Source organism: Cytobacillus gottheilii (assembly GCF_018582665.1).
GTDB lineage: Bacteria > Bacillota > Bacilli > Bacillales > Cytobacillaceae > Cytobacillus > Cytobacillus gottheilii.
This window is the reverse complement of the sequence record NZ_CP071709.1, coordinates 30,393-56,135: the sequence shown is the minus strand read 5'-3', so window position 1 is coordinate 56,135 and position 25,743 is coordinate 30,393. Positions and strand designations below refer to the sequence as shown.

Below are 25,743 nucleotides of genomic sequence, written 5' to 3'. Positions count from 1 at the left end.
GGATTTAATCAAGCGTATGTCGTTCTCCCAGCATTCTAACCGCAAAAACCTGATCACAAAATCCGCGCAGACCATTATAAACACGGTGCATCCGCGAATCATGGTGAGCAAGTCCAAAAACAGTCGGACCACTGCCGCTCATTAAGACCGCATCCGCCCCGAAACGCTTCATCTGATCTTTGATCTGAGCGACTTCAGGATGCATTTTTAATGTTACTGTTTCTAAAACATTTTCAAGATGCTGACACACCTTCTCATAATCGTCATTTTCAATTGCGTGAATCATCGCTTCCGTCTGCGGATGCTTTACACCGTCTAAATCCAGCTTACGATACACATCAGCCGTAGACACCCCTATAAAAGGCTTTGCAAGGATCACCCAGCAAGTCGGCGGTGCTTCTAGCTGACGGATCATCTCTCCTCTTCCGGTAGCTAAAGCCGTCCCTCCATATACACAAAAAGATACATCAGAACCAATTTCAGCACCAAGCACTGCCAATTCATCTAAGCTTAAACCAAGATTCCACAGTTTGTTTAAACCTCTCAGCGCTGCCGCTGCATCACTGCTGCCGCCTGCCAGCCCTGCTGCAACCGGAATCATTTTTTCAATTGTGATATTGGCACCCTGCTTTACCTGAAATCGTTCCTTTAACAGCATCGCTGCCTGATATGCTAAATTCCTATGATCATCTGGAACAAAACGATTATGGGATATAATTCGAATTTCGTCTTTTTCCAATAGTGTTAACTCAAGCCGATCGGCTAAATCAATGGTTGTCATAATCATTTCTACTTCGTGATAGCCATCATCACGTTTATGTAGTACATCCAATGATAAATTAATCTTCGCCGGGGCCTTCACCAAAAGCTTCAAAATCTCCACCTACTTTATAAAATGAATCCGCAATTGCCGTTTGCAGATTGAAATCCTATAGGTCCTGCTGCACTCCTTTTTGAGTAAATCAGCATCTCCATTTTTTGTCCTATTTTACCACAAAACGAATATCGTAAGACCTGTGAAACCATATTATTAAAAATTATTATTCATTTTTGCACCAGCAACTATCTAATATAACATATTCGTTCCGTATTGCTGGTTCATTTTTCAGGCATTTTATTCTAAGATAAGCCGGAGCAAAGAGCCCCGGCTATCATCGCAGTGCTATTGTGATGTAATACTGTGTAAGTGAAGCCTAGAGATGTCTAGCGATTGTCCTGAAGATTTTGCTGCGCAATTTCAATTGCTCTTTTTACCATATTGCCGGCATCCTTAGCTTTAATGCCGCCCCAGCCCTCTTTTTGAACTGTATCATAAAAGCCAAGTTCCTTTGCAATTTCTTCTTTCAGCCGATACGACATGATTCCTCTTCTTCTGGCCACAGATAACCTCTCCTTTTTCACACTGCGATATTCTTAGTATGAAACACTGCTCTGTTTTCATAAGAGGCTATTTTCTCCAATATATATCTGTTCTATAAAAAGGCAAAGCAAAAAGCAGCAAACCATGTTCACTGCTTCAGATGTAGCCATTATTTAATGTCAGCTTAAAGCAACATGTCCTGATGTTTCATCATAGAAGGTAATTTGAACCGTTTCTGTCAGTATATCCGCATAGCTGTACGATACACGTTCAAATGCATTTTCATCCTGGTCTAGCTCAATGACGAATACTGATGGATATGTTTCAGCTAAAACGCCTGAACGCTCGATCGTCTTTCTCCGTCCGCCATTTGCTTTCAGCAATAGCCTTTTTCCAAGATTTGAATCAAGAGCTTTCTTAATATCCGTTAATGTTTTTGCCATTCGGTCCACCTCACTATGTAAAGTATATCACGCTGACACAAAATAGTCAAATAAAAATATAAATTATAACAGGATTTCAAAATGTATGTCAATATATTTTTTTCTTCTTTTTCTGTTGAATTTCAACATTTCTTAGGATATCCCATCATCAAAGTGAATATGTACACTTTTTTAGATTTTTTTATATTAAATTCGCAGCAGAGCTACTGCCTTCAACTTTGCAGGCACAAGTCACAAGCCAAGTGCATAGTTTATGTCAGAAACGTTATTGTAACGAAATGCCTAATTGGAGTGACGACATTTGACTATAAATATGATGGATATCGTCGGGAGGGTATCATACAATTGTGATATTATGTTTCGCGTCATCGATATTAAAGAAGAAGGCGGACAGAAGCTGGCCATTTTGTATGGAGAGGATGTTCGCTTAATTGCTGATGCACCTTATGAAGACTTAATTATGATTAGTGCTCCGGACCGGATGAGAAAAGAACAGGAATACCGTTCTCTCGAAGAACAATCGTACCACTTATTCCGCCAGGATGTTGATCTGATTAAGCAGAAGCAGGAATATTCAGCAACAGACAGCTACAGCAAATCATATAACTATTTTCAGCTGCCAGGTAAAGTTCTTCATCTTGATGGCGATCCTGCTTATTTAAAGAAGTGCTTGTCCTTATATGAAAAAATCGGTGTTCCCGTCACTGGTATACATTCAACAGAAAAAGAAATGCCTCTAAAGATCGGTGAGCTTGTTGAGTATTATAGACCTGATATTCTTGTCATTACAGGCCATGATGCTTATTCAAAAGCAAAAGGCAGCAAAACAGATATTAACGCTTACAGACATTCAAAGCATTTTGTACAGACAGTACGAGAAGCCCGCAAAAAAGTTCCGCATTTAGATCAGCTTGTCATATTTGCCGGAGCATGCCAATCTCATTTTGAGTCTCTTATTCATGCTGGAGCGAACTTTGCCAGCTCCCCTTCAAGAGTCAACATACATGCCCTTGATCCAGTCTATATTGTAGCCAAAATAAGCTACACACCCTTTATGGAGAGAATTAATGTATGGGATGTCCTCCGCAATACCTTAACCGGCGAAAGAGGAATTGGAGGCATTGAAACAAGAGGAGTATTAAGGACGGGGATGCCTTTTAATATTGATGAACAGAAATGAATGGACTCAGTAATTCCCAGATCACCTCTTTTACTCGTTCCTTCTGGCTTCTCCTTTTAAAATGAATGTTTAAATGATTCTTCCCGCCATTCCTTTCAAAGATAATAATTAACCACGGCCTTGTTTCAAGCAGCTGAGAGCGCTCTTCACATGCTTTTTCCGGCAGCATTCATCATAGAGTAAGATAACAAAAAAGCCTGCAAAAAAAGCAGGCTTTTTAAATCAGATTTCCTTACAGCTGGCCCTCAAAATAGGGGTAAAGGGCATCACTTAGCTTTCCAAACTCCTCAATTGAAAGGGTCTCTCCTCTTCTGCCAGGATCAATTTCCACTTGTTCCAACGCAGCAAGAATTTGCTCTTTCTTCTCTTTTCCGTTCGGAAGCTGACTTGTTAAATTATTGAGCAGCGTCTTTCGTCTTTGAGCAAAACTTGCCCTTGTCACAAAAAAGAAAAACTCTTCATTTTTCACCGCAACTGCAGGTATCTCTCTTTTTATTAGGCGAATGACAGCTGAGTCAACATTAGGCTGTGGCATAAAGACCGTTTTCGGAACGATCATGACCGTTTCAGCCACCGTATAATACTGTATCGCAATAGATAGGGAGCCGTAATCCTTTGTACCAGGTTTAGCCGCTATACGGTCTGCCACTTCTTTTTGCAGCATACATACAATACCTCTAATGGGCAGCTTGTCCTCAAGCAGTTTCATAATAATCGGCGTTGTAACATAATACGGGAGGTTTGCAACCACCATAATATCATCTAAACCAGCAAATTCTTCTGCAATTGCCTTATGTACATCCGCTTTTAATATGTCACTATTAATAATTTTTTTATTTTCGTATGGAGACAATGTATCTTCCAGGATTGGCAGCAGCCGCTGATCAATTTCAAATGCAAGCACTTTGGCACTTCTTCGTGCCAGCTGTTCTGTCAGCGCACCAATGCCGGGACCAATTTCAATTGCACCTGAAGTTTCCGTTAGTTCCGCATGATCAACAATCCGCTTCAATATATTCGTATCAATTAAGAAGTTCTGACCCAGACTCTTTTTAAAAGAAAAGCCATATTTATCTAAGATCGCCTTCGTTCTAACCGGTGTCGCTATATCTTTATTCATGATTATCCTCCTGGCTGATTGCTTCTATTGCACGTTCAAAATCTTCCTTCTTCACAGAAAACATGGTAAGCCTTTTATGAAGCTGCTTTCCATTCGTATAGCCAATCTTAAGCAGCCTGCCCAGCTTCTCACGGCGCTCCTTTGCCCCGGGACCGCCAATTAGTCCTGCTTCAAGCAGATCATCCTGAGTAATGTCTATTTGTACGATTTGGGTCATCATATGAGCATGCTTCAGTGCCTCACGGATGACGTCTGGTGATGCATGCTCGACTCCTACTCCTCTGCCCAGCTTTTCAATGGCTGCGCTTTTCTCAATAAACGCATGCTTGCAGTTTGGGACGTATTCACTGATGATTTGTCGGATCTTTTGACCAGGAAAATCAGGATCTGTAAGCACAATCACTCCTCTTGCTTCCTGGGCATGTTTAATTCTTTCCAGCGTATCTTTATTAATGGCAGAGCCATTTGTCTCAATAGTATCAGCCTCAAGGGCTCTTTTTATAGCAACAGTGTCGTCCTTGCCCTCTACGACAATAATTTCTTTGATTTTCATAAATGCTCCTCTTTAAAATTAAAAAAATAAAATAATTGAAAAATAAATGAAACATTTTTGTAATGTGAATCGTCTATATATATACAAAGATTTTTTTCCAATGCTATTTATTATATATGAAAATATAAGGAAACAAAAGAAAGCAATGACCTCGGGCATAAAGCTCATCCTTCGAAAAGCATAAAAAAGCAGAGGATAGAAATCCCCTGCAATGTGGTTAATTCAGTATTTTTATTTTGACAGATTTGCGTCCCCAGCGATAGGCGTCAGATTTATTAGCAAAGAAAACATCAATCTTGTTTCCTTTAACCGCAGAGCCTGTATCAGCTGCCACTGCGTAGCCATATCCTTCAACATATACCTTTGTGCCTAATGGAATGACACTAGGATCAACTGCGATTACCTTTACATTCGGGTTCGCTTTTAAGTTAATGCCCGTAGCTGTGTAACCGGAACAGCCATTACAGCCCGCCGTATAAGCAGTAGAGCTGACATACATCTCTTTACCGCCAGCAGGTGCACTGCTGCCGCGAGAGACAACCTTCGTTGCAGCAGCTACTTTTGTACCGACAGCAACCACTTTATCTTGTTTTTCTTTGAGCGTTTTCTCGCTTATCAGCTTGCGGGAAATTTCTTTCCCATTCTCTTTGATGATCTCGAATTGTTTTGATACGAGACCTTCTTGACCTTGTGTAACAACTTTCTCAGAACCTCTGTTCAAGCTGTCATCCTTTTTTGTCACAACTGCAAAATTTATTGGTTCTTCCACTACATCGGTGACTTTTTCAACTCGAATGACTTTTATAGTGTCATCTGCTTTGACTGTCTCTTCCAAATTTGGCTCAACACGATCTAATTCTTTCAGCTCAATACCCTGCTGTGATAAAAAGTCAGCGACCGTAGTCGAAGTTGACCAAACCTTCTTTTCTTCCCCGCCATTTGCCAGGGTTAAAGAAAATGCTTTTTCAATCTGAATAGCTGTATTTCCTGTAATCTTTTCTTCCTGCTTTGGTTCTACCTGGTCATGCTCTGTGATCTCAATGTTTTGTTCCTTTAGGAACTCGCCAACTGTTTCAGCTGCGGACCAAACGGATTTTGTTTCACTGCCATTCACAAGTTCAATCTCATTAGCAGGATTCCATATTACTTCTAAATCATTCTCAACCTTTGTGTTAACCGAGGGAAACACGTAATCTTCTGAGCGTAATGTTATATCCATATCATCAAATATTTCATTGATGGTATCTGCATGTGTTTTGATGATTTCTTCACGGCCATCAAGCGTCAGCACAACGGACTTTTTTGTCATTTCAAAGATAACAAATCCAAAGGCTGCTGCAAATACTATAAAACTAGCAGAAATAATGGCCAGCTTTTTTTTACTCAAAGACTCGGATAACAGGTTTTTCATGTTTTGTATCACGATGAAAAACGCCTCCTTTTCTCTCGGAGTGATTATATAGACAATCTTTCAGGCTGTCAACTCTTTCTCTTTTCCAGTTTGAAAGGTTCGGGCGTTTGATCCAGATTTTTAAAGGAAAAGTTCATCTTTCATAAAAATAGGTATAGAAGACCGGTTGGGCTCCTCCTTTCCACGAAAAAACTCCAGCTTTGAAAGCAAAAATCAGCAAAAGTGACTCCTTCATTTTCACCTCCAGATTGTAAATCTCCTTCAGATCAACGCCTAACTTCCCTTATTTTACAAACTTGCCTGATAACGTATATCCTATTATGCAAAAAAAGAAAGAGAAAGAAAAGAGAGAGTTATCGACATGGTTATCCTATGTTGACAATGAGACATGTAGAACTTTTTAGAATTAGAAAAAAATCGGACAAGCTTATCCAAATGTCGACAGCCTTTGCTATCAATTTATGCCGAATAGTTTTTTTGCATTGTCGGTTGTAGCTTTCGCAACTTCATGTACAGAAATTTCTTTAATCTCAGCAATTTCCTGCGCTACAAGAGTCACATAACTCGGTTCGTTGCGTTTGCCGCGGTACGGGTGTGGCGCTAAAAACGGGCAGTCTGTTTCAATCAATAATTTTTCCAGCGGGATGACCTCAGCTACTTCTTTTGGCTTCTTCGCATTTTTAAATGTTACAGGTCCCCCTAATGAAATGAGAAAGTTCATTTCCACACATTCCTGTGCCGTTTCCGCACTTCCGCTAAAGCAATGCATGATGCCTCCTACTTCTGCTGCCTCTTCCTCTTTTAAAATCGCCACAATATCCGCTGTTGCTTCACGATTATGGATAACGATTGGCAGTCCCACTTTTTTCGCAAGGCGAATCTGCTTGCGAAACACTTCTTTTTGTATTTCCTTTGGTGATTTATCCCAATGATAATCGAGTCCCATCTCTCCTAAAGCAACTACTTTTGGATGAGCAGAAAGTTCTTCAATCCAAAGGAGATCTTCATCAGTCATATCAATAGCATCAACAGGATGCCAGCCAACACTCGCATATAAGAAGTCATATTTTTCAACAAGCTCCATTGCCTTCTTAATGGTCGGGCGATCAAAACCTACAACGACCATATTTGTGACACCTTCTTCAACTGCTCGGTCAATTACCTCCTGCAGATCATCTTCAAATTGTTCAGCATTTAAATGTACATGTGTATCAAAAAACATAAGAATTCTCCTTATTGTCATATTTTTAAATTCCATAACAATTATTTCAATTGTATAACAGCGATTTTTACTATAGTAGAATATAAAAGTTTTTATCCTTCAAAACATAGTCAATTGCTCTTTCAAATATTAAACATATAAAGATTAAGAAAAGGCTAACTCAACTAAATGAAGTTAATCTTCAAATAGCTAGTTAAATATAATATTCTAAAAAACCATTTTCCGATAAATTTTAAAGTTTGTTCAGAGCCATTTCGTGAAAATTTATTTTTTGTAACAATTAAGTCCCATATGATATTTACTTCTATAATTGTAAGAAAACATAGAAGTGCCTGCTGAAAATCAGCGGCTCTTCTATGTCCTAATGAAAAATAGATTTATTTTACCCGTGCGCCAAGCGGCAATGCCTCGGCAATTGTTGCAAGAGATAATTCTCCATCCTTACTTCCAGCAAGAATCATTCCCTCTGACAATTCACCGCGCAATTTAACTGGCTTCAAATTCGTTACACAAACAACTTTTCGGCCAACTAAATCTTCTGGTTTATAAAACTGAGCGATCCCTGAGACAACTTGACGCTTTTCATACCCTAAATCCAGCTGCAGCTTTAAGAGCTTATCAGCTTTTTTAACAGGATCAGCTTGAATAACCTGGGCAACACGCAAATCGACCTTCATAAAATCATCGATCGTAATTTCTTCACTGTCCGGCTTATCTTCTGTTTTCTCTTCCGTTTTCTTCTCTTCCGGAGCAGGAGCGCTTCCTTGCATCTTTTCCTTAATATAACCAACTTCCTCTTCCAGTTCTAAACGAGGGAAGATCGGCTCTCCCTTCTCAACCTTTGTTTCAGCAGAAATTTTTCCAAAACCTTCGAGGCTTTCCCATGATGTTAGTTCTGGGGTATTAACATTCAGCTGATTAAAGATTTTAACCGGTGTTTGTGTAAGGAAAGGCTGTAGAAGGACAGCAATTCTTCTCAAAGATTCAGCAAGATGATACATCACATTGCCTAACTCTTCTTTCTTTCCTTCTTCTTTTGCAAGAGCCCATGGTTTTGTTTCATCAATGTATTTATTGGTTCTGCTAACAAGCTGCCATAAGGCTGTTAAGGCTACAGAGAACTCCATTCTCTCCATTGCTGCTTCATACTTTTCTACCGTTTCTTCATTCATTTGAAGAAGAAGCTGATCGAATTCACCAGTAGACCCATTATAGGCTGGGATGACACCATCAAAGTATTTATTAACCATCGCAACTGTACGGTTAAGAAGATTCCCTAAATCATTAGCTAAGTCAAAATTAATTCTCTCAACAAAGCCTTCAGGTGTGAATACCCCATCCGCTCCAAAAGGAACTTCACGAAGCAAGTAATAGCGAAGCGCATCAAGACCATATCGATCAACTAATGTAACCGGATCCACAACATTTCCTTTTGATTTAGACATTTTACCGTCTTTCATTAAAAGCCAGCCGTGGGCAAAAACTTTTTTAGGCAGCGGCAAGTCTAGAGCCATCAGCATAATCGGCCAATAAATAGTATGGAAGCGGACAATTTCCTTCCCAACCAGATGAACATCTGCTGGCCAATAGTTTAAATATTTCCGGTCATCCTCTGTTCCATAACCTAGAGCTGTTATATAGTTTGACAAAGCATCAATCCAAACATATACAACATGCTTTGGATTTTCAGGAACCTTCACTCCCCAGTCAAACGTTGTTCTTGAAACAGCCAAATCCTCCAGACCAGGTTTAATAAAGTTATTAATCATTTCATTTTTACGCGATTCAGGCTGAATGAAGCTTGGATTTTCCTCATAATATTTCAGCAGTCGGTCAGCATACTTGCTCACTTTGAAAAAGTAAGATTCTTCCTTAACTTTATGAACCTCTCTGCCGCAGTCAGGGCATTTTCCATCTACAAGCTGACGTTCAGTAAAATAAGATTCACACGGCGTACAATACCAGCCTTCATATTCTCCCAAGTAAATATCGCCTTGCTCTAAAAGCTGTGAAAAGATTTTTTCTACAATTTGCTTATGGCGATCCTGTGTAGTTCGAATAAAATCATCATAAGAAATATCAAGCTTCTCCCAGAGTGATTGAATGCCAGCCACAATTTCATCTACATATGCTTGCGGAGTAACACCCTTTTCCTCTGCTTTTTCCTGGATTTTCTGACCATGTTCATCTGTTCCCGTTAAATACATAACATCGAAACCGCGCATACGCTTATAACGAGCCATTGCATCACCTGCAACGGTAGTGTATGCATGCCCTATATGTAGATTTCCGCTTGGATAGTAAATCGGCGTTGTTAAATAAAACGTCTTTAATTTTTCTTCCATTCCTATTACCTCCTATTAATGAAAACCACCCTGATGGACAGGGAACCAAACATTTTATTTGGCTATAACCTGACGAGGTTTGCCTTTTGAAGTTACCGATCATCTTTCAAAAAAATCCCGTCCGAAAAGACGGGAAACGAAGGAACTTCCTTATCATATCGATGAATTAAGAATAGCGGAAGCACAGTTTGGTCAGAGATGTGCTAAAGTACGCACTATTATGATAAGCGGCCCTCTTTTTTATGCTCTAGCACCGTAAATTCTTCTTCATTATTTCCAGCTTGCAGTACAAAATATTTTTATTATTACACTCGTCAGCATTACCTCTTATATCAACAAAATATACCTAAAAATAAGAAATTGTGCAAGGAAAGATCCTATAATGAGCCTTGCACTATAACGTTTTATCTTTTTGACATTTAATTGACTAAAAAATCCTGTTCGACAAACCATCCTGCGAATGTAGAAATTTGTCGAATGAGAAAATATTTATCCTTAATTAAAACTATTTGATTGATAATAAACTGGAATAAATATATACTTAATTCAAGACTTTTTTAATAAAATCCGCTCTATATCAGCCTTTATCAGACTAACTAAATTTTCCACATAAAAACATTATAAAGTAATTGACGAATATGGTAATGGCTGGTATCATATAAATATAGAGAATTTTGTCGAATAATGACGAAACATAGAGAGATAAACATAAATTAATTGGAGATTTGAGAGGAGAAACAATAATGAAATCTACAGGTATTGTTCGTAAAGTTGATGAGCTTGGCCGCGTGGTAATTCCGATTGAATTGCGTCGCACACTAGGAATCGCAGAAAAAGATGCTCTTGAAATTTATGTGGATGACGAAAAAATCATTCTTAAAAAATACAAGCCTAACATGACTTGCCAAGTAACTGGTGAAGTTTCTGATGATAACCTTGCTTTGGCTGGCGGTAAATTAATTTTAAGCCGTGAAGGTGCTGAACAGCTTTTACAAGAAATTCAAAGCAACTTTGAAACATCTAAATAATGATAAAAAAGCTTCTCAACACTTTGAGAAGCTTTTTCTTTATTCTGCAAGAGAGTTTTTCCACCACAATCACTGATCTTCAACATGATAGGCTTGGTAAACATCCCTTTTTGCCATTTGCCGGTCTAAGGCTGTCTGTTTAATTGCATCCTTTACAGCGAGTTCCTTCATATTAATATAGTGCTCTACATGCTCCACAATTGTCATGTGCTCCCACCATGCTGCAGTATCCTTTTCTTCAGGCACACCGCCTTCAACAATGACACAGAATTCACCGCGAACCTCTTCTGTTTTTGCCCATTGTACCGCTTCTGACAAGCTTCCTCTAATAAACTCTTCATATTTCTTCGTTAACTCACGGCATAAAACAACTTGCCGATCTCCCAGCTGTTCTTCCATAATTATCAGTGTTTCCTTCAAACGGTGTGGTGCCTCATAAAAAATCATAGTTGATTCCATGTTTGCCAATTCACTCAGCTGCTTTCTTTTTACCTTTTTCTGACGATCTAAAAAGCCGTAGAAGTAAAAAGGCTGTGTGGCAATACCCGAAGCGATTAGTGCAGTTAGACCAGCATTTGCCCCTGGAAGTGGAACAACGGTGATATTCTCTTCCAGTGCAGCTGCCACTAATTCATAGCCAGGGTCAGAAATGGCAGGCATACCCGCATCACTGACAAGAGCGATCTTCAAGCCTTCTTTGAGCTTTTCCACAATTTTTTGGCCGCTCGCTTCCTTATTATGTTCATGATAACTGATCAGCGCCGTTGTCATTTCAAAGTAGTTGCAGAGCTTTTTAGTATTTCGCGTATCCTCTGCCGCAATAAAATCTGCTTCTTTCATAATCCGGACTGCTCTATACGTCATATCCTCTAAATTGCCGATTGGTGTTGGAACTAAATAAAGGATGCCTTTCTGTTCTTCATTATGAAAGCTTTTTTGCTGTTGCATCATCTCACCCGTCTTCTATTATGTATAAGCGCCATCACCGTTCACGAAATAGGCGCAGTTTGCTTTATAAAATGAAGCTTTTTTTGCCGTGAAAGCTGCTTAAACTGATATTCTGCCCTCAAAGCATCTCCCTGATTATCAAATGCCTGTGAAAAGACAAGCTCTACCGGGCCTCTTCCTCGTGTGTACTTGGCCCCTTTTCCTTCATTATGCTGTTTTACTCTTCTTGCTAAATCATTTGTATATCCAGCATAAAGACTTCCATCCCGACAATGCAGAACATAGAAGTAATGGCTAGTTGTCTCCATATAAAAGTTCACGCACCTCTGCCGTGTATTCATTATTTTGATCATAAACGATTAAAGGAGGCAGGATTTTGAGGTCTGGCTTTCCATGCTTGATTGCTTCAATCAATAACGTATTGGCTTCCTTCCCTGCTTTCGGGTATACAAAGCGGATCCGCTTTGGTTCAAGCTGATAGGCTCTCATATGCGTTATGATATCCATTAGTCTGCCAGGCCGATGCACAAAAGCAACTTTACCGCCTTGTCTTACGAGCTGGCTGGATACTTTGATTGTATCTTCCAATGTACAATAAATTTCATGCCGGGCTATGGCAAGATGTTCATTTTCGTTTATTTCTTCATTAGATGGTGTCGGAAAATATGGAGGGTTGCATGTGACCACATCATAGTTTCCATATCCAAGCTGAGCCGGCATATCTTTCAGGTCACCATGAATCATATTAAGGCGATCTTCTAACTCATTATATTTTATACTTCTTACCGCCATATCATAAAGGCGTTCTTGAATTTCCACTCCTGTAATCGTTCCTTTTGTTCTCGCACTTAAAAAAAGCGGAACTACTCCATTTCCGCTGCATAAATCAATAAGCTTGCCTTTTTGAATCGGCACATAAACAAAACGGGACAGCAGCACTGCGTCTAATGAAAAAGAAAACACAGATGGGCTTTGGATAATTCTTAAATCTTCCGCCAGCAGATAATCCAGGCGTTCATCGCCCTTTAAAAATTCCATTATTTAAATCCTCCGGGTTATTAACTATGTAACTGCCATTTGTAAAAAAAACCTTCCTAATAACAGGAAGGTAATCACACTACTTTTTATTAAGAAAAGAGAGGCAAAATAGACAATCTCCTTCTTTTCTAGGGCTGCCAAAATGAAGGTTACAAATGTGAAAGCCTTCCTGATAAAGTCTTGCAAGATTATCATAGCCTTCGCCAACATCAAGAAGCTTATCCAGCTTCTCTGCATCTGTCTCATGTTCGTTCTTTGCTTTTTTCTTCTGAGATGCACCTTTTGCAACTGTGCTGTTCATATGGCGACGTAAATGCTCGTTTTCTAGCTTTAGTGCATTGTTCTCTTCTAATATTTCTGCCAAATGCTGTTTTAGCTCTCCAAGCTGCTGATACAACTGGCCAATTTGCGTTTCCATGTTAATGACTGAATCAAATATCTCTTTTTTATCCAAGCATTCCACCTCATTAATCTGTGGATTGAGCCGATACAGCACCTTGTTGTTTCGTAATTTCTTCGAGTGTAAATTCAAGGACGCGTTCCTGCTCCTTAACATCTACTTGCAGAATTCGTTCAAGAATATTCAAACCTACTACTTTGCCATGGCCTTCAGGTGTTTCAATCCATTCTCCGATATCTGGGAGCTGCTCTTTTGCTGCTTCATATTCATCATTCTCATATTTTAGGCAGCACATTAACCTGCCGCATAATCCAGATATTTTCGTAGGATTTAGAGACAAATTCTGATCTTTCGCCATTTTGATGGATACTGGATCAAAGTCGCCTAAAAATGTAGAACAGCAGAGCATTCTTCCGCAAGGACCGATGCCGCCCAGCATTTTTGCCTCATCCCGTACACCAATTTGTCTTAATTCAATTCTTGTTCTAAAGATAGCCGCAAGATCCTTTACAAGCTCACGAAAATCGACTCTTCCGTCTGCTGTAAAATAAAAAATCACCTTATTGCGGTCAAATGTATATTCTACATCCACTAGCTTCATATCTAGTTGATGGGTGCTTACTTTCTCACAGCAAACCTCATATGCTTCAGCAGCTGCCTGTTTGTTCTCTTCAACAATCATTTGATCCTTTTGATCAGCTATACGAAGGACCTTTTTTAAAGGCAGTACAACATCATGCTCATCGACCTTTTTAGGAGCGATGACCACCTTGCCATATTCGACACCTCTAACCGTTTCGACAATAACATAGTCGTCCTTTTGTATAGGAAGTTCTCCGGGATCAAAATAATAGATTTTGCCCGCTTTTTTAAAGCGAACTCCTGTTACATCATACAAATGTAGATCCCTCCTGCATTTTTAACACAAGCTGTTCCATTAGGAGCTGTGTGTTCATATTTGCGTGCAATTTTCTCTTTGCTTCTAACACGGCACTCATCTGCTCAGTCAGCCTTTTGCTTGATGATTGCAGCGCAAACATTTCTAAACGCTGTTTTTCATTTAGAAAAACGACCTGCTTCCACTTGCCAAGCTGGATATATAATAAATCTCTTAATAAAAGAAGTAGTAAGTCTAAACCTCTATCACACTGTTCTTTTTCTTTAAAGTGCAAAAACCAGCTCTCCTGAAGAGCGACCATGGCCTCAAGAGGGTTTTTCCTAAGTGCTTCATATAATTTTAACACTATTTTTCTTGCTTGTACAAACCAATCATCTCCACTTAATGCCAAAGCTTCTTCTAAATTATTCGTCATCTGTGCAAGTAAAGGCGCTAACATGGGATCAATCCCGCGTTCTACAAGCTGATCGACAACTCTTATAGGAGATAATGGCTTGAAGGTTACAATTTGACAGCGTGATAAAATGGTAGGCAGCATTTGCTGCAATTGTTCTGTTAAAAGGATGGCAGTCGTCTCTGCATGAGGTTCCTCTAAAAATTTTAATAAGCTGTTTGCTGCATTAACTGTCATTTTATCAGCACCAGCAATAATATAAACCTTCTTCTTTGACTCTACACCTGTTTTAGAGAACTCTTCCTGCAATTGCTGAATCTGATGTTTCTTAATCGATAGCCCATCCGGCTCAATCATATGAACATCAGGATGATTGCCAGCTGATATTCTTTTGCAATTTACGCACTGCTCGCATGGGACATAAGCATCTTCTGGCTGCAGACAAAAAAGACTCTTCGCCAGGAGCATACCGGCTTCCCTTTTCCCTGTCCCTTTCATTCCTTCAAATAAATAAGCGTGGGCCAGCCGATTTTTATTGAGGCTATTCTTCAACATTTTTAAGACAACAGGCTGTATTTCTTGTAATTGCTCCCACGATTGTGCCAAAAAAATCACTCTCTTACATATATAAATTAATGAGCAGTCCTTTAATTTCCCCAATCTTGCCTAGGAGATCAATGGACTTTCCTTCTTTGTTTAATGCTTCTTCAGTTAATAAGGCAAGCTCTTTATCAATGGTTTCGACAATTTTAAGCGTTCTTCCTTGCCCCATCTCATTCCAGCTATGGGATTGCTTCAGCTCCATGCCATAATCAACTGCTTCTTTAACAAAATTTTTGACTAAGGTTTTAAATTTAGCCATATCTTTAAAATTTCTCGATCTTCCCAGCCGTTCACCTGCTAAATCAATATCCTTCATTAATGCTTGAAGCTGTGAAAATTGCATCTTTTGTCCTTGTTTTTGAACAAGTTCATTAAATCTGGATGAGGATGCAACTGGCTGACCATGATCTCGTCTTGATTTATCTAAATTCAAGCGCAAATCTTGATTGATTTTCATCATTTACCCCCGATTCACCTATTTTAGAAATGGTGAAACTGTTCTACTGGCAGTACAAACACGGTAGCTCCGCCAACCTCTACCTCAACAGGATAAGGGATATAGGAATCAGCATGCCCGCCCATTGGAGAAACGGGTGCAACTAATTGCTCCCTTGATTGGCAATTATCTTTTATGATCTGTAAAGCACGATCGACTCGAATATCTTCTGTTCCGATCATAAACGTTGTATTTCCAGATTTTAAGAAACCTCCGGTGCTTGCGAGTTTCGTTGCTCTAAAATTATTATCCACCAATGCATTCATTAGTTTATTACTGTCCTGATCTTGAATTACAGCTAATATGAGCTTCACCTTGCAATCCCCCTTCATTTCTTATCACTTTATCTTATTATAGCAATTATTTGCGCATGTAAAAGAGCTGGTAAAAAAAAGAATGTATTACTGCGCAGAAATTTTTTTAATAACCGCTTTTTTGGCTTCGCTAAAGACTTCTTCAAGTGACTTGCCTGCATCAATCACCTGAATTCTGTCTGGATAGGCTTGAACAAGCTTATGATAACCTTCCCTAACCAAATGATGAAATTGAAGAGTCTCTAAATCCAGCCGATTTACTTCTCTATCTTTATGTTGATTTATTCGTGCAAGACCTGTCTCTGACTCCACATCAAAGTAAAGTGTTAAAGATGGCATCATGTTTTCAATCGCAAATTGATTAATTGTAAGGACATTTTCCATGCCAAGACCTCTTGCATATCCTTGGTAAGCAAGGGAGCTGTCAATAAAGCGGTCACAAAGAATGATATACCCTTTTTCCATTGCGGGTATGACTTTTTCAACTAGATGCTGCCTTCTTGCTGCAGCATAAAGAAGCGCTTCTGTCCGGGCATCCATGCTCGTATTATTTGTATCCAGTATAACACTTCTGATCTGCTCTGCAATTTCAATTCCGCCAGGCTCACGAGTATACATGACCTGATATCCATCCGCCTTCAAGCTTTCAGCCAGCATGGTAATGACGGTTGTTTTTCCAGCGCCCTCAGGCCCTTCTGCTGTTATAAAAATCCCATTTTCCATTTAGTAACCCCCAGTTGTTTCTTATTTATATATAGTAATAAACCCTTTGATTAAATTCTCTCCTTGCTGAAATCTTGCACCCTTATCCAACAGCAATCTTAAGAGCTTGAGATCATCCTCAGTAATCCTCTCACCAGGGTACAATAAAGGGATTCCTGGCGGATATGGGATAACCATTTGAGCACTTATTTGACCAACAGCCATTGAAAGAGGAACTTCTGCTGAATGCATCTTTTTCATTTGTTCTTCATTTAATTCTACTTTTGTAATGGAAGCTTTACGAAATTTAAGTTTCTCCGTCTTTACACGGTTCATTTCATATGAAGAAACAGCCTCTTTTACTAACTGAACGGTTTGTTCCATAGGAAAATCCGTTCCCTGTTTCAGCAGCGGAAAAACAAATAATACGTTATAGGGGTCAGCTAATTCTGTAAATACTCCCTTTTTTTCAAGCTGCTCTTGCAGCTCAAAACCGCTTAAAGCTGTTTCAGATTGGATGGTTATTTTTAAGGGATCTCCCTTGCCATCTTGGAATTGCAGCAGTTTGATCCCTTTTATATTCATAAGCTCTGATCTGAAGGATGCAATCTTCTCTAACGTATATTGTTCATCCTCTTTTGTAAAAGAAGCTAAATAATGCCTTGCTAAATCGAGTGAAGCCATAATTGGATAGGAAGGACTGCTCGACTGTAAAATACTTAAGTATTTTCGGATAGAGCCTTTATCAATCCTGTCACTATTAATGTGTAAATAAGCACCCATTGTCATAGCTGGAAGCGTTTTATGAGCAGACTGAACTACAGCATCTGCCTTCAGCTTTACTGCAGATGGCGGAAAGTGATTGCCAGCAGCAAAATGGGCCCCATGTGCTTCATCAATTAGAACAGGTATATTATGCTGATGTGCTATCTCTATTATGGACTCTAAATCATTGATCATCCCATAATAATTAGGATAGGTAAGGATGATGGCCTTTGCATGTGGATAAAAAGAAAGTGCCTCCTCGACGACCGAGGAGGATATCCCTCCTGCTACTCCCCAATCCTCATGAAAATCGGGCTGTAAAAATACTGGTCTTGCCTTGGCCAAGGAAATTCCATTCAAAACAGACTTATGGCAATTTCTTTGCACAAGCACTTCATCATCCTCTTTAAGTACTGCCATGATCATTGTCAAATTGCCGACAGTGGAACCATTAACTAGGAAGTAACTCTGCTTCGTCCTGTAAAAATCAGTGAGCAGCAGCTCTGCCTCTTTAATCATTCCTTCTGGAGAATGCAGATCATCCAGTCCATTCAACTCAGTAACATCAAGCTTTAAAATATGTGAAAAGTAATTATTCCAACTCATCTCTTGTACTAGCATTCCATTTTTATGTCCAGGCACATGATACGAAATTGGCTTCATCTTTATATGACTTAATAATGTTTCATATATGGGGTATCTATTCTGATCCATTTAAACACTCCGGAATTTAATATCTAATAATCCACTCTCTATTCTAACAAATCACTCGTCAAAAGAGGAGCAAACCAAAGTCAAATTAGAATAAATTGAGTTAGACATACACCGCCCTCTGGTTTTTAACATACAATGAATATGTAGGCATCCTGGGCTTATGAATTTTCTAAAAATTGTATTTACTTAAACAAATTTGGGCAGAATTAGTGTATGGAGGTGGAGTAATTGGATACACTATTAGCTAGCAAGGATCATAAGGTATGCGTAATCTGTGATCAGGCAAAAGTAAGGGGAATACATTTATACACTTCATTTATTTGTACAGAATGTGAAAGAGAGTTAATTTCGACTGACACAAGTAATCCAAAATATAAATATTACTTAACTAAATTAAAGAAAGTAACGACTCCTCAAATACTTTCATAAGGTTTCAGTATTGTCAGTTTAATATCATATTAAATAATATAGTTCATTTTGAACGCAAAAAGCACATCCATATAGATGTGCTTTTAATTTTGCCCGGCAGCGTCCTACTCTCACAAGGGGACAGCCCCTAACTACCATTGGCGCTGAGAAGCTTAACTTCCGTGTTCGGGATGGGAACGGGTGTGACCTTCTCGCTATCGCCACCGGACTATTTAATTGAAGAAAGGTTATTCCTTCAAAACTAGATAATGTTAGAAGAAGAAAACAGTAATGCCATTGTGTGGTTAAGTCCTCGAACGATTAGTATCAGTCAGCTGCACGTGTCGCCACGCTTCCACCTCTGACCTATCAACCTGATCATCTTTCAGGGTTCTTACTAGCTTGACGCTATGGGAAATCTCATCTCGAGGGGGGCTTCATGCTTAGATGCTTTCAGCACTTATCCCTTCCGCACATAGCTACCCAGCGATGCCCTTGGCAGAACAACTGGTACACCAGCGGTGCGTCCATCCCGGTCCTCTCGTACTAAGGACAGCTCCTCTCAAATTTCCTGCGCCCACGACGGATAGGGACCGAACTGTCTCACGACGTTCTGAACCCAGCTCGCGTACCGCTTTAATGGGCGAACAGCCCAACCCTTGGGACCGACTACAGCCCCAGGATGCGATGAGCCGACATCGAGGTGCCAAACCTCCCCGTCGATGTGGACTCTTGGGGGAGATAAGCCTGTTATCCCCGGGGTAGCTTTTATCCGTTGAGCGATGGCCCTTCCATGCGGAACCACCGGATCACTAAGCCCGACTTTCGTCCCTGCTCGACTTGTAGGTCTCGCAGTCAAGCTCCCTTGTGCCTTTACACTCTACGAATGATTTCCAACCATTCTGAGGGAACCTTTGGGCGCCTCCGTTACTTTTTAGGAGGCGACCGCCCCAGTCAAACTGCCCACCTGACACTGTCTCCCGCCCCGATCAGGGGCGCGGGTTAGAATTTCAATACAGCCAGGGTAGTATCCCACCGACGCCTCCACCGAAGCTGGCGCTCCGGTTTCTCAGGCTCCTACCTATCCTGTACAAGCTGTACCAAAATTCAATATCAGGCTACAGTAAAGCTCCACGGGGTCTTTCCGTCCTGTCGCGGGTAACCTGCATCTTCACAGGTACTATAATTTCACCGAGTCTCTCGTTGAGACAGTGCCCAGATCGTTACGCCTTTCGTGCGGGTCGGAACTTACCCGACAAGGAATTTCGCTACCTTAGGACCGTTATAGTTACGGCCGCCGTTTACTGGGGCTTCGATTCAGAGCTTCGCTTGCGCTAACCCCTCCTCTTAACCTTCCAGCACCGGGCAGGCGTCAGCCCCTATACTTCGCCTTGCGGCTTCGCAGAGACCTGTGTTTTTGCTAAACAGTCGCCTGGGCCTATTCACTGCGGCTCATCAAGGCTTTAACACCCTAATGAGCACCCCTTCTCCCGAAGTTACGGGGTCATTTTGCCGAGTTCCTTAACGAGAGTTCTCTCGCTCACCTTAGGATTCTCTCCTCGCCTACCTGTGTCGGTTTGCGGTACGGGCACCTAATCCTCGCTAGAGGCTTTTCTTGGCAGTGTGGAATCAAGAACTTCGGTACTATATTTCCCTCGCCGTCACAGCTCAGCCGTATGCAAGCGGGATTTGCCTCACTTGCAGCCTAACTGCTTGGACGCGCTAATCCAACAGCGCGCTTACCCTATCCTCCTGCGTCCCCCCATCACTCAAACGGATTTTGGTGGTACAGGAATATCAACCTGTTGTCCATCGCCTACGCTTTTCAGCCTCGGCTTAGGTCCCGACTAACCCTGAGCGGACGAGCCTTCCTCAGGAAACCTTAGGCATTCGGTGGATGGGATTCTCACCCATCTTTCGCTACTCATACCGGCATTCTCACTTCTAAGCGCTCCACCAGTCCTTACGGTCTAGCTTCAACGCCCTTAGAACGCTCTCCTACCACGGACACCTAATGGTGTCCATCCACAGCTTCGGTGATACGTTTAGCCCCGGTACATTTTCGGCGCGGAGTCACTCGACCAGTGAGCTATTACGCACTCTTTAAATGGTGGCTGCTTCTAAGCCAACATCCTGGTTGTCTAAGCAACTCCACATCCTTTTCCACTTAACGTATACTTTGGGACCTTAGCTGGTGGTCTGGGCTGTTTCCCTCTTGACTACGGATCTTATCACTCGCAGTCTGACTCCCATGGATAAGTCTTTGGCATTCGGAGTTTGTCTGAATTCGGTAACCCGATGAGGGCCCCTAGTCCAAACAGTGCTCTACCTCCAAGACTCTTACTACATGAGGCTAGCCCTAAAGCTATTTCGGAGAGAACCAGCTATCTCCAAGTTCGATTGGAATTTCTCCGCTACCCACACCTCATCCCCGCACTTTTCAACGTGCGTGGGTTCGGTCCTCCATTCAGTGTTACCTGAACTTCAACCTGGACATGGGTAGATCACCTGGTTTCGGGTCTACGACCACATACTCATTCGCCCTATTCAGACTCGCTTTCGCTGCGGCTCCGTCTTATCAACTTAACCTTGCATGTAATCGTAACTCGCCGGTTCATTCTACAAAAGGCACGCCATCACCCGTAAATGGGCTCTGACTACTTGTAGGCACACGGTTTCAGGAACTATTTCACTCCCCTTCCGGGGTGCTTTTCACCTTTCCCTCACGGTACTGGTTCACTATCGGTCACTAGGGAGTATTTAGCCTTGGGAGATGGTCCTCCCTGCTTCCGACGGGATTTCTCGTGTCCCGCCGTACTCAGGATCCACTCTGGAGGGAACGAAGTTTCAACTACAGGGCTTTTACCTTCTCTGGCCGGCCTTTCCAGACCTGTTCACTTACCTCGCTCCTTTGTAACTCCGTGTAGAGTGTCCTACAACCCCAAGAGGCAAGCCTCTTGGTTTGGGCTAATCCCGTTTCGCTCGCCGCTACTCAGGGAATCGCGTTTGCTTTCTCTTCCTCCGGGTACTTAGATGTTTCAGTTCCCCGGGTCTGCCTTCAATACCCTATGTATTCAGGTAAAGATATCATCCCATTACGGATGATGGGTTCCCCCATTCGGAAATCTCCGGATCAAAGCTTACTTACAGCTCCCCGAAGCATATCGGTGTTAGTACCGTCCTTCATCGGCTCCTAGTGCCAAGGCATTCACCGTGCGCCCTTTCTAACTTAACCAATGTTTATGGTTATTGCTCTTACTTAAAATAAATAAGAGAGAAAAAACTAAGATGGCGATTACTTGGTAATCTTCTTCTATATTGCATTATCTAGTTTTCAAGGAACAATGTTGGTGGAGCCTAGCGGGATCGAACCGCTGACCTCCTGCGTGCAAGGCAGGCGCTCTCCCAGCTGAGCTAAGGCCCCGTTATGAAATGGTGGGCCTAAATGGACTCGAACCATCGACCTCACGCTTATCAGGCGTGCGCTCTAACCAGCTGAGCTATAGGCCCACATAACGGTAAAGTTATAATTTCAATGAGAGATTGCTCTCTCAAAACTGAACGAACAAATAAAGACGTCTTTTAATGAAGATAAACTTCATTTCATCCTTAGAAAGGAGGTGATCCAGCCGCACCTTCCGATACGGCTACCTTGTTACGACTTCACCCCAATCATCTGTCCCACCTTAGGCGGCTGGCTCCAAAAGGTTACCCCACCGACTTCGGGTGTTACAAACTCTCGTGGTGTGACGGGCGGTGTGTACAAGGCCCGGGAACGTATTCACCGCGGCATGCTGATCCGCGATTACTAGCGATTCCGGCTTCATGCAGGCGAGTTGCAGCCTGCAATCCGAACTGAGAATGGTTTTATGGGATTGGCTAAACCTCGCGGTCTTGCAGCCCTTTGTACCATCCATTGTAGCACGTGTGTAGCCCAGGTCATAAGGGGCATGATGATTTGACGTCATCCCCACCTTCCTCCGGTTTGTCACCGGCAGTCACCTTAGAGTGCCCAACTGAATGCTGGCAACTAAGATCAAGGGTTGCGCTCGTTGCGGGACTTAACCCAACATCTCACGACACGAGCTGACGACAACCATGCACCACCTGTCACTCTGTCCCCCGAAGGGGAACGTCCTATCTCTAGGAGTGTCAGAGGATGTCAAGACCTGGTAAGGTTCTTCGCGTTGCTTCGAATTAAACCACATGCTCCACCGCTTGTGCGGGCCCCCGTCAATTCCTTTGAGTTTCAGCCTTGCGGCCGTACTCCCCAGGCGGAGTGCTTAATGCGTTTGCTGCAGCACTAAAGGGCGGAAACCCTCTAACACTTAGCACTCATCGTTTACGGCGTGGACTACCAGGGTATCTAATCCTGTTCGCTCCCCACGCTTTCGCGCCTCAGCGTCAGTTACAGACCAGAGAGTCGCCTTCGCCACTGGTGTTCCTCCACATCTCTACGCATTTCACCGCTACACGTGGAATTCCACTCTCCTCTTCTGCACTCAAGTCCCCCAGTTTCCAATGACCCTCCACGGTTGAGCCGTGGGCTTTCACATCAGACTTAAAGGACCGCCTGCGCGCGCTTTACGCCCAATAATTCCGGACAACGCTTGCCACCTACGTATTACCGCGGCTGCTGGCACGTAGTTAGCCGTGGCTTTCTGGTTAGGTACCGTCAAGGTACCGGCAGTTACTCCGGTACTTGTTCTTCCCTAACAACAGAGTTTTACGATCCGAAAACCTTCATCACTCACGCGGCGTTGCTCCGTCAGACTTTCGTCCATTGCGGAAGATTCCCTACTGCTGCCTCCCGTAGGAGTCTGGGCCGTGTCTCAGTCCCAGTGTGGCCGATCACCCTCTCAGGTCGGCTACGCATCGTTGCCTTGGTGAGCCGTTACCTCACCAACTAGCTAATGCGCCGCGGGCCCATCTGTAAGTGATAGCCGAAACCATCTTTCAGCTTAAGGACATGAGTCCAAAAGCATTATCCGGTATTAGCTCCGGTTTCCCGAAGTTATCCCAGTCTTACAGGCAGGTTGCCCACGTGTTACTCACCCGTCCGCCGCTGACTTCAGGGAGCAAGCTCCCATCTGTCCGCTCGACTTGCATGTATTAGGCACGCCGCCAGCGTTCGTCCTGAGCCAGGATCAAACTCTCCAAGAAAGAGTTGATTAGCTCTTGTGTACATAATGTACATTGTTGATTCCGAAGAATCTTTTTTAAACGTTGACGTTTTATTGTTCGTTCAGTTTTCAAAGAGCAATTTTATTAACTCCGCCGCTCAGAGGCGACTTTATTAATATATCATTTATCAACCCGTTTTGTCAACATCTTTTTTTAATGTATTTTCAAAGCCGAGTGTGCGTCGTTGTGACGACTCTTAATATAATATCAGCGTGTATAGGCAAAGTCAACACTATTTTTATCTTTTTTTTAAAATCAAATATACTAAAGTTAAATACTTATTATTTTACATGTTGAAGTTTGAGATAGCTGAATAAATTCCTATATATATACAGGAAAGTTAAAGTCACCTTTTTGACGCTATATAGATGAAATATAATACTATCTTTGCATAAAAAAAGCCGAAGAGGACTAAAACTCTTCAGCTCTTCAATATTAAAGCACCCAAGTTTGGATCGCTACTAAAGAAAATAGACCTGGAATACCTAAAAATCCAGATATTGCAGAGGTAACCAGGTTAATGGGTACATGAATGCCAAACTGATTTCCAAAAGCATTTAGAAAAAATAAAAAGAGTGCTCCTATTAATAGTTTAACAAAGCTTTGTCCAATAAATCGGACAGGCTTCATTGGAGCTCCCATTAAGAGAACTAATAAAACCAGTCCTCCCAGGACCGAGATAACAATAATCGGATCCATAATTCTAATCTCTCCTCTCAGACAACTTGTACTATTAAATTTATGTTTAATTTATACAAATAGACCTGAGAGCAGTGGTTAATTACAGATTTAATATCTAACTGTTACGTTTCTTTTTTTTGCTTCTTTAAATAGAAAAAAATATTTAGCTTCTGCCAGCTTAGCATCACTAATGGCTTCTTCGGTGATATCAAAGCTTTTCTCAACAAGGGTACTTTGATTTTTCCAATTGGACTTTAATTCTTCTATTTGAAGCAGCAGCTTTTCATCATATTCCTTCCGAAGCCAGCCCTTTTTACGAAAAAACATGTTCATTCCTCCAGATTTAAACTTCTCTTCTTCCTTCAAGCGCTTTTGACAGCGTTACTTCGTCGGCATATTCCAAATCGCCGCCGACTGGCAAGCCGTGAGCAATTCGTGTTGCCTTAATGCCCGATGGTTTTAAAAGTCTGGAGATATACATGGCTGTTGCTTCTCCTTCAATATTTGGGTTTGTAGCCAGTATAACCTCTTGGACAGTATCATCCTGAAGCCTTTTTAGTAAATCAGGGATATTTATATCCTCTGGCCCAATTCCATCCATTGGAGAAATCGCTCCATGGAGTACATGGTAGAGACCATTAAATTCTTTCATCTTTTCCATAGCAATGACATCTTTAGGATCTTGAACAACACAAATCAATGTTCGGTCCCGACGCTGATCCTCACAAATATAACATGGATCCTGGTCTGTAATATGGCCGCAAACAGAACAGTAGCTCAAGTTCCGTTTTGCATTAACAAGCGCTTTAGCAAAATCGAGTACGACGTCTTCCTTCATATTCAATACGTAAAAGGCAAGACGAGCTGCTGTTTTTGGCCCAATTCCCGGTAATTTCATAAAACTATCTATTAGCTTTGATATTGGTTCAGGATAATGCATAATATCCTCCTATATAGAAAAGCACAAGCGCCTGCCTCTGCCCCGACAAGTACAAGAGATAAGACGAACCAGACAGCAGGCGTACTTTGACCTTTTTCTGGACTCGCTTAGACCTAAGAGAGGCTAGTCGCTGGAGCTAAACACTATTCTTATCTTTTTTATCATTATTATAAGAAACTGCACTGATTTTTCAAATGTAATAAAACAGCGCCGCACGAATCGAGGTAAATTGCTTAGTAAACCTCTGGCTGCGGCGCCTGTTATATCATTAGAACATTCCTGGCAGGTTCATTCCTTTTGTGAATTGGCCCATTGTTGAATTTGTCAGCTCATCCGCTTTCTTTAAAGCGTCATTTGTTGCTGCCAATACTAAATCCTGAAGCATTTCGATATCTTCTGGATCAACAACCTCTTCCTTAATATTCACTTCAAGCACTTCTTTGTGACCTGAAACAATGACAGTTACCATGCCGCCGCCAGCTGTTCCTTCAATTCTTTTTTCTCCCAGCTCTTCTTGAGCCTCGGCCATTTTCTTTTGCATCTTTTGCATTTGCTTCATCATATTTTGCATATTACCCATTCCACGCATAGTTATT

At 41.6% G+C, this 25,743-nt stretch carries 25 protein-coding genes, 2 tRNA genes and 3 rRNA genes; 3 read left to right on the top strand and 27 right to left on the bottom strand.

The genetic code is table 11. The features are described 5' to 3' along the window. Window positions 1-4: 4 nt before the first annotated feature. The 3 genes from ispE to veg all read right to left on the bottom strand — a co-directional run bounded on the left by ispE (window position 5) and on the right by veg (window position 1,803). The gene (gene ispE / locus J1899_RS00285) at window positions 5-874 is read right to left on the bottom strand and encodes a 4-(cytidine 5'-diphospho)-2-C-methyl-D-erythritol kinase (protein ID WP_066441777.1); all 870 of its coding nucleotides are present in this window, start codon (window positions 872-874) and stop codon (window positions 5-7) included. 329 nt (window positions 875-1,203) lie between these two features. After that, window positions 1,204-1,380, bottom strand: a complete 177-nt coding sequence (locus J1899_RS00280) for a small, acid-soluble spore protein, alpha/beta type (RefSeq protein WP_066441781.1) — start codon at window positions 1,378-1,380, stop codon at window positions 1,204-1,206. 159 nt (window positions 1,381-1,539) lie between these two features. Next, complete coding sequence (veg, locus tag J1899_RS00275) at window positions 1,540-1,803, bottom strand: biofilm formation stimulator Veg (protein WP_066441783.1); 264 nt, start codon at window positions 1,801-1,803, stop codon at window positions 1,540-1,542. A 301-nt stretch (window positions 1,804-2,104) separates the two neighbouring features. Between veg and yabG the strand changes: the two genes are divergently transcribed. Then, window positions 2,105-2,983, top strand: coding sequence for a sporulation peptidase YabG (gene yabG, locus J1899_RS00270; protein ID WP_214476853.1), 879 nt, complete (start codon window positions 2,105-2,107; stop codon window positions 2,981-2,983). A 232-nt stretch (window positions 2,984-3,215) separates the two neighbouring features. Here the strand turns inward: yabG and rsmA are convergent, their stop codons facing one another. The 5 genes from rsmA to metG form a co-directional block, all read right to left on the bottom strand. Next, window positions 3,216-4,103: a 16S rRNA (adenine(1518)-N(6)/adenine(1519)-N(6))-dimethyltransferase RsmA gene (gene rsmA, locus J1899_RS00265; protein WP_214476851.1), complete on the bottom strand. Its 888-nt coding sequence runs from the start codon at window positions 4,101-4,103 to the stop codon at window positions 3,216-3,218. Further along, window positions 4,096-4,656, bottom strand: a complete 561-nt coding sequence (gene rnmV / locus J1899_RS00260) for a ribonuclease M5 (RefSeq protein ID WP_214476849.1) — start codon at window positions 4,654-4,656, stop codon at window positions 4,096-4,098. The genes rsmA and rnmV overlap by 8 nt, the downstream gene beginning before the upstream one ends. A gap of 217 nt (window positions 4,657-4,873) precedes the next feature. After that, complete coding sequence (locus J1899_RS00255) at window positions 4,874-6,067, bottom strand: resuscitation-promoting factor (RefSeq protein ID WP_066441790.1); 1,194 nt, start codon at window positions 6,065-6,067, stop codon at window positions 4,874-4,876. 454 nt (window positions 6,068-6,521) lie between these two features. After that, window positions 6,522-7,289, bottom strand: coding sequence for a TatD family hydrolase (locus J1899_RS00250; RefSeq protein WP_214476846.1), 768 nt, complete (start codon window positions 7,287-7,289; stop codon window positions 6,522-6,524). A gap of 377 nt (window positions 7,290-7,666) precedes the next feature. Then, window positions 7,667-9,634: a methionine--tRNA ligase gene (gene metG, locus J1899_RS00245; RefSeq protein WP_214476844.1), complete on the bottom strand. Its 1,968-nt coding sequence runs from the start codon at window positions 9,632-9,634 to the stop codon at window positions 7,667-7,669. A 743-nt stretch (window positions 9,635-10,377) separates the two neighbouring features. Here metG and abrB point away from each other — a divergent pair. Beyond that, window positions 10,378-10,662, top strand: a complete 285-nt coding sequence (abrB, locus tag J1899_RS00240; protein ID WP_066441796.1) for a transition state genes transcriptional regulator AbrB — start codon at window positions 10,378-10,380, stop codon at window positions 10,660-10,662. Window positions 10,663-10,731: 69 nt separating this feature from the next. On the opposite strand, the gene rsmI is transcribed toward abrB, so the two are convergent. The 10 genes from rsmI to J1899_RS00190 all read right to left on the bottom strand — a co-directional run bounded on the left by rsmI (window position 10,732) and on the right by J1899_RS00190 (window position 17,934). Then, window positions 10,732-11,610, bottom strand: coding sequence for a 16S rRNA (cytidine(1402)-2'-O)-methyltransferase (gene rsmI / locus J1899_RS00235; RefSeq protein WP_066451226.1), 879 nt, complete (start codon window positions 11,608-11,610; stop codon window positions 10,732-10,734). 41 nt (window positions 11,611-11,651) lie between these two features. Beyond that, window positions 11,652-11,918 carry a GIY-YIG nuclease family protein gene (locus J1899_RS00230; RefSeq protein ID WP_066441798.1) on the bottom strand — a complete coding sequence of 89 codons (267 nt, stop codon included), beginning with the start codon at window positions 11,916-11,918 and terminating at the stop codon, window positions 11,652-11,654. Continuing rightward, on the bottom strand, window positions 11,905-12,648 hold the full coding sequence (locus J1899_RS00225; RefSeq protein WP_066441802.1) for a tRNA1(Val) (adenine(37)-N6)-methyltransferase: 744 nt from the start codon (window positions 12,646-12,648) through the stop codon (window positions 11,905-11,907). Before J1899_RS00225 ends, J1899_RS00230 begins: the two co-directional genes overlap by 14 nt. 79 nt (window positions 12,649-12,727) lie before the next feature. Next, window positions 12,728-13,102, bottom strand: a complete 375-nt coding sequence (yabA, locus tag J1899_RS00220; protein ID WP_066441804.1) for a DNA replication initiation control protein YabA — start codon at window positions 13,100-13,102, stop codon at window positions 12,728-12,730. A gap of 13 nt (window positions 13,103-13,115) precedes the next feature. Continuing rightward, on the bottom strand, window positions 13,116-13,946 hold the full coding sequence (locus J1899_RS00215) for a PSP1 domain-containing protein (RefSeq protein WP_066441806.1): 831 nt from the start codon (window positions 13,944-13,946) through the stop codon (window positions 13,116-13,118). Then, window positions 13,939-14,946, bottom strand: a complete 1,008-nt coding sequence (gene holB / locus J1899_RS00210; protein ID WP_066441807.1) for a DNA polymerase III subunit delta' — start codon at window positions 14,944-14,946, stop codon at window positions 13,939-13,941. The genes J1899_RS00215 and holB overlap by 8 nt, the downstream gene beginning before the upstream one ends. Window positions 14,947-14,959: 13 nt before the next feature. After that, window positions 14,960-15,400 (bottom strand): YaaR family protein, encoded by a 441-nt coding sequence (locus tag J1899_RS00205; RefSeq protein WP_214478707.1) that lies wholly within the window; start codon window positions 15,398-15,400, stop codon window positions 14,960-14,962. A gap of 23 nt (window positions 15,401-15,423) precedes the next feature. Beyond that, on the bottom strand, window positions 15,424-15,753 hold the full coding sequence (locus J1899_RS00200) for a cyclic-di-AMP receptor (protein ID WP_066441809.1): 330 nt from the start codon (window positions 15,751-15,753) through the stop codon (window positions 15,424-15,426). Window positions 15,754-15,840: 87 nt separating this feature from the next. Further along, complete coding sequence (gene tmk / locus J1899_RS00195; protein ID WP_066441811.1) at window positions 15,841-16,476, bottom strand: dTMP kinase; 636 nt, start codon at window positions 16,474-16,476, stop codon at window positions 15,841-15,843. Between the two features lie 21 nt (window positions 16,477-16,497). Then, window positions 16,498-17,934, bottom strand: coding sequence for an aminotransferase class I/II-fold pyridoxal phosphate-dependent enzyme (locus J1899_RS00190; protein ID WP_214476841.1), 1,437 nt, complete (start codon window positions 17,932-17,934; stop codon window positions 16,498-16,500). A gap of 228 nt (window positions 17,935-18,162) precedes the next feature. On the opposite strand from J1899_RS00190, the gene J1899_RS00185 reads away from it, so the two are divergent. Beyond that, entirely contained in the window at window positions 18,163-18,363 is a 201-nt protein-coding gene (locus J1899_RS00185; protein ID WP_214476838.1) for a sigma factor G inhibitor Gin, read from the top strand. Between the two features lie 91 nt (window positions 18,364-18,454). Here J1899_RS00185 and rrf read toward each other — a convergent pair. The 9 genes from rrf to J1899_RS00140 all read right to left on the bottom strand — a co-directional run bounded on the left by rrf (window position 18,455) and on the right by J1899_RS00140 (window position 25,736). Beyond that, window positions 18,455-18,571: ribosomal RNA gene (gene rrf / locus J1899_RS00180) — 5S ribosomal RNA — on the bottom strand. A gap of 72 nt (window positions 18,572-18,643) precedes the next feature. Then, window positions 18,644-21,577, bottom strand: a 23S ribosomal RNA gene (locus J1899_RS00175). 113 nt (window positions 21,578-21,690) lie between these two features. Then, window positions 21,691-21,766 (bottom strand) — tRNA-Ala (locus J1899_RS00170). A gap of 9 nt (window positions 21,767-21,775) precedes the next feature. Beyond that, window positions 21,776-21,852, bottom strand: a tRNA-Ile gene (locus J1899_RS00165). Between the two features lie 103 nt (window positions 21,853-21,955). Then, window positions 21,956-23,505: ribosomal RNA gene (locus tag J1899_RS00160) — 16S ribosomal RNA — on the bottom strand. Together the 16S, 23S and 5S rRNA genes with 2 tRNA genes alongside form the textbook arrangement of a ribosomal RNA operon. 456 nt (window positions 23,506-23,961) lie before the next feature. Next, window positions 23,962-24,225, bottom strand: a complete 264-nt coding sequence (locus tag J1899_RS00155) for a pro-sigmaK processing inhibitor BofA family protein (protein WP_066441817.1) — start codon at window positions 24,223-24,225, stop codon at window positions 23,962-23,964. Window positions 24,226-24,315: 90 nt separating this feature from the next. Then, window positions 24,316-24,534 (bottom strand): YaaL family protein, encoded by a 219-nt coding sequence (locus J1899_RS00150; RefSeq protein WP_066441819.1) that lies wholly within the window; start codon window positions 24,532-24,534, stop codon window positions 24,316-24,318. Between the two features lie 16 nt (window positions 24,535-24,550). Beyond that, window positions 24,551-25,147, bottom strand: a complete 597-nt coding sequence (recR, locus tag J1899_RS00145; RefSeq protein ID WP_066441822.1) for a recombination mediator RecR — start codon at window positions 25,145-25,147, stop codon at window positions 24,551-24,553. A 268-nt stretch (window positions 25,148-25,415) separates the two neighbouring features. Next, a complete protein-coding gene (locus tag J1899_RS00140; RefSeq protein ID WP_066441824.1) occupies window positions 25,416-25,736 on the bottom strand; it encodes a YbaB/EbfC family nucleoid-associated protein in 321 nt (106 codons plus the stop codon). Window positions 25,737-25,743: the final 7 nt, after the last annotated feature.

Excerpts from the sequence above, each read along its gene's own strand:
- J1899_RS00190 (WP_214476841.1), bottom strand. The coding sequence starts at position 17,934 with ATGGATCAGAATAGATACCCCATATATGAAACATTATTAAGTCATATA.
- recR (WP_066441822.1), bottom strand. The coding sequence starts at position 25,147 with ATGCATTATCCTGAACCAATATCAAAGCTAATAGATAGTTTTATGAAA.
- rnmV (WP_214476849.1), bottom strand. The coding sequence starts at position 4,656 with ATGAAAATCAAAGAAATTATTGTCGTAGAGGGCAAGGACGACACTGTT.
- J1899_RS00255 (WP_066441790.1), bottom strand. The coding sequence starts at position 6,067 with ATGAAAAACCTGTTATCCGAGTCTTTGAGTAAAAAAAAGCTGGCCATT.
- J1899_RS00225 (WP_066441802.1), bottom strand. The coding sequence starts at position 12,648 with ATGGAATTTTTAAAGGGCGATGAACGCCTGGATTATCTGCTGGCGGAA.
- rsmA (WP_214476851.1), bottom strand. The coding sequence starts at position 4,103 with ATGAATAAAGATATAGCGACACCGGTTAGAACGAAGGCGATCTTAGAT.
- abrB (WP_066441796.1), top strand. The coding sequence starts at position 10,378 with ATGAAATCTACAGGTATTGTTCGTAAAGTTGATGAGCTTGGCCGCGTG.
- tmk (WP_066441811.1), bottom strand. The coding sequence starts at position 16,476 with ATGGAAAATGGGATTTTTATAACAGCAGAAGGGCCTGAGGGCGCTGGA.
- J1899_RS00140 (WP_066441824.1), bottom strand. The coding sequence starts at position 25,736 with ATGCGTGGAATGGGTAATATGCAAAATATGATGAAGCAAATGCAAAAG.
- J1899_RS00230 (WP_066441798.1), bottom strand. The coding sequence starts at position 11,918 with ATGGAGACAACTAGCCATTACTTCTATGTTCTGCATTGTCGGGATGGA.
- rsmI (WP_066451226.1), bottom strand. The coding sequence starts at position 11,610 with ATGCAACAGCAAAAAAGCTTTCATAATGAAGAACAGAAAGGCATCCTT.
- J1899_RS00205 (WP_214478707.1), bottom strand. The coding sequence starts at position 15,400 with ATGAAAATCAATCAAGATTTGCGCTTGAATTTAGATAAATCAAGACGA.
- veg (WP_066441783.1), bottom strand. The coding sequence starts at position 1,803 with ATGGCAAAAACATTAACGGATATTAAGAAAGCTCTTGATTCAAATCTT.
- J1899_RS00155 (WP_066441817.1), bottom strand. The coding sequence starts at position 24,225 with ATGGATCCGATTATTGTTATCTCGGTCCTGGGAGGACTGGTTTTATTA.
- metG (WP_214476844.1), bottom strand. The coding sequence starts at position 9,634 with ATGGAAGAAAAATTAAAGACGTTTTATTTAACAACGCCGATTTACTAT.
- J1899_RS00150 (WP_066441819.1), bottom strand. The coding sequence starts at position 24,534 with ATGTTTTTTCGTAAAAAGGGCTGGCTTCGGAAGGAATATGATGAAAAG.
- J1899_RS00250 (WP_214476846.1), bottom strand. The coding sequence starts at position 7,289 with ATGTTTTTTGATACACATGTACATTTAAATGCTGAACAATTTGAAGAT.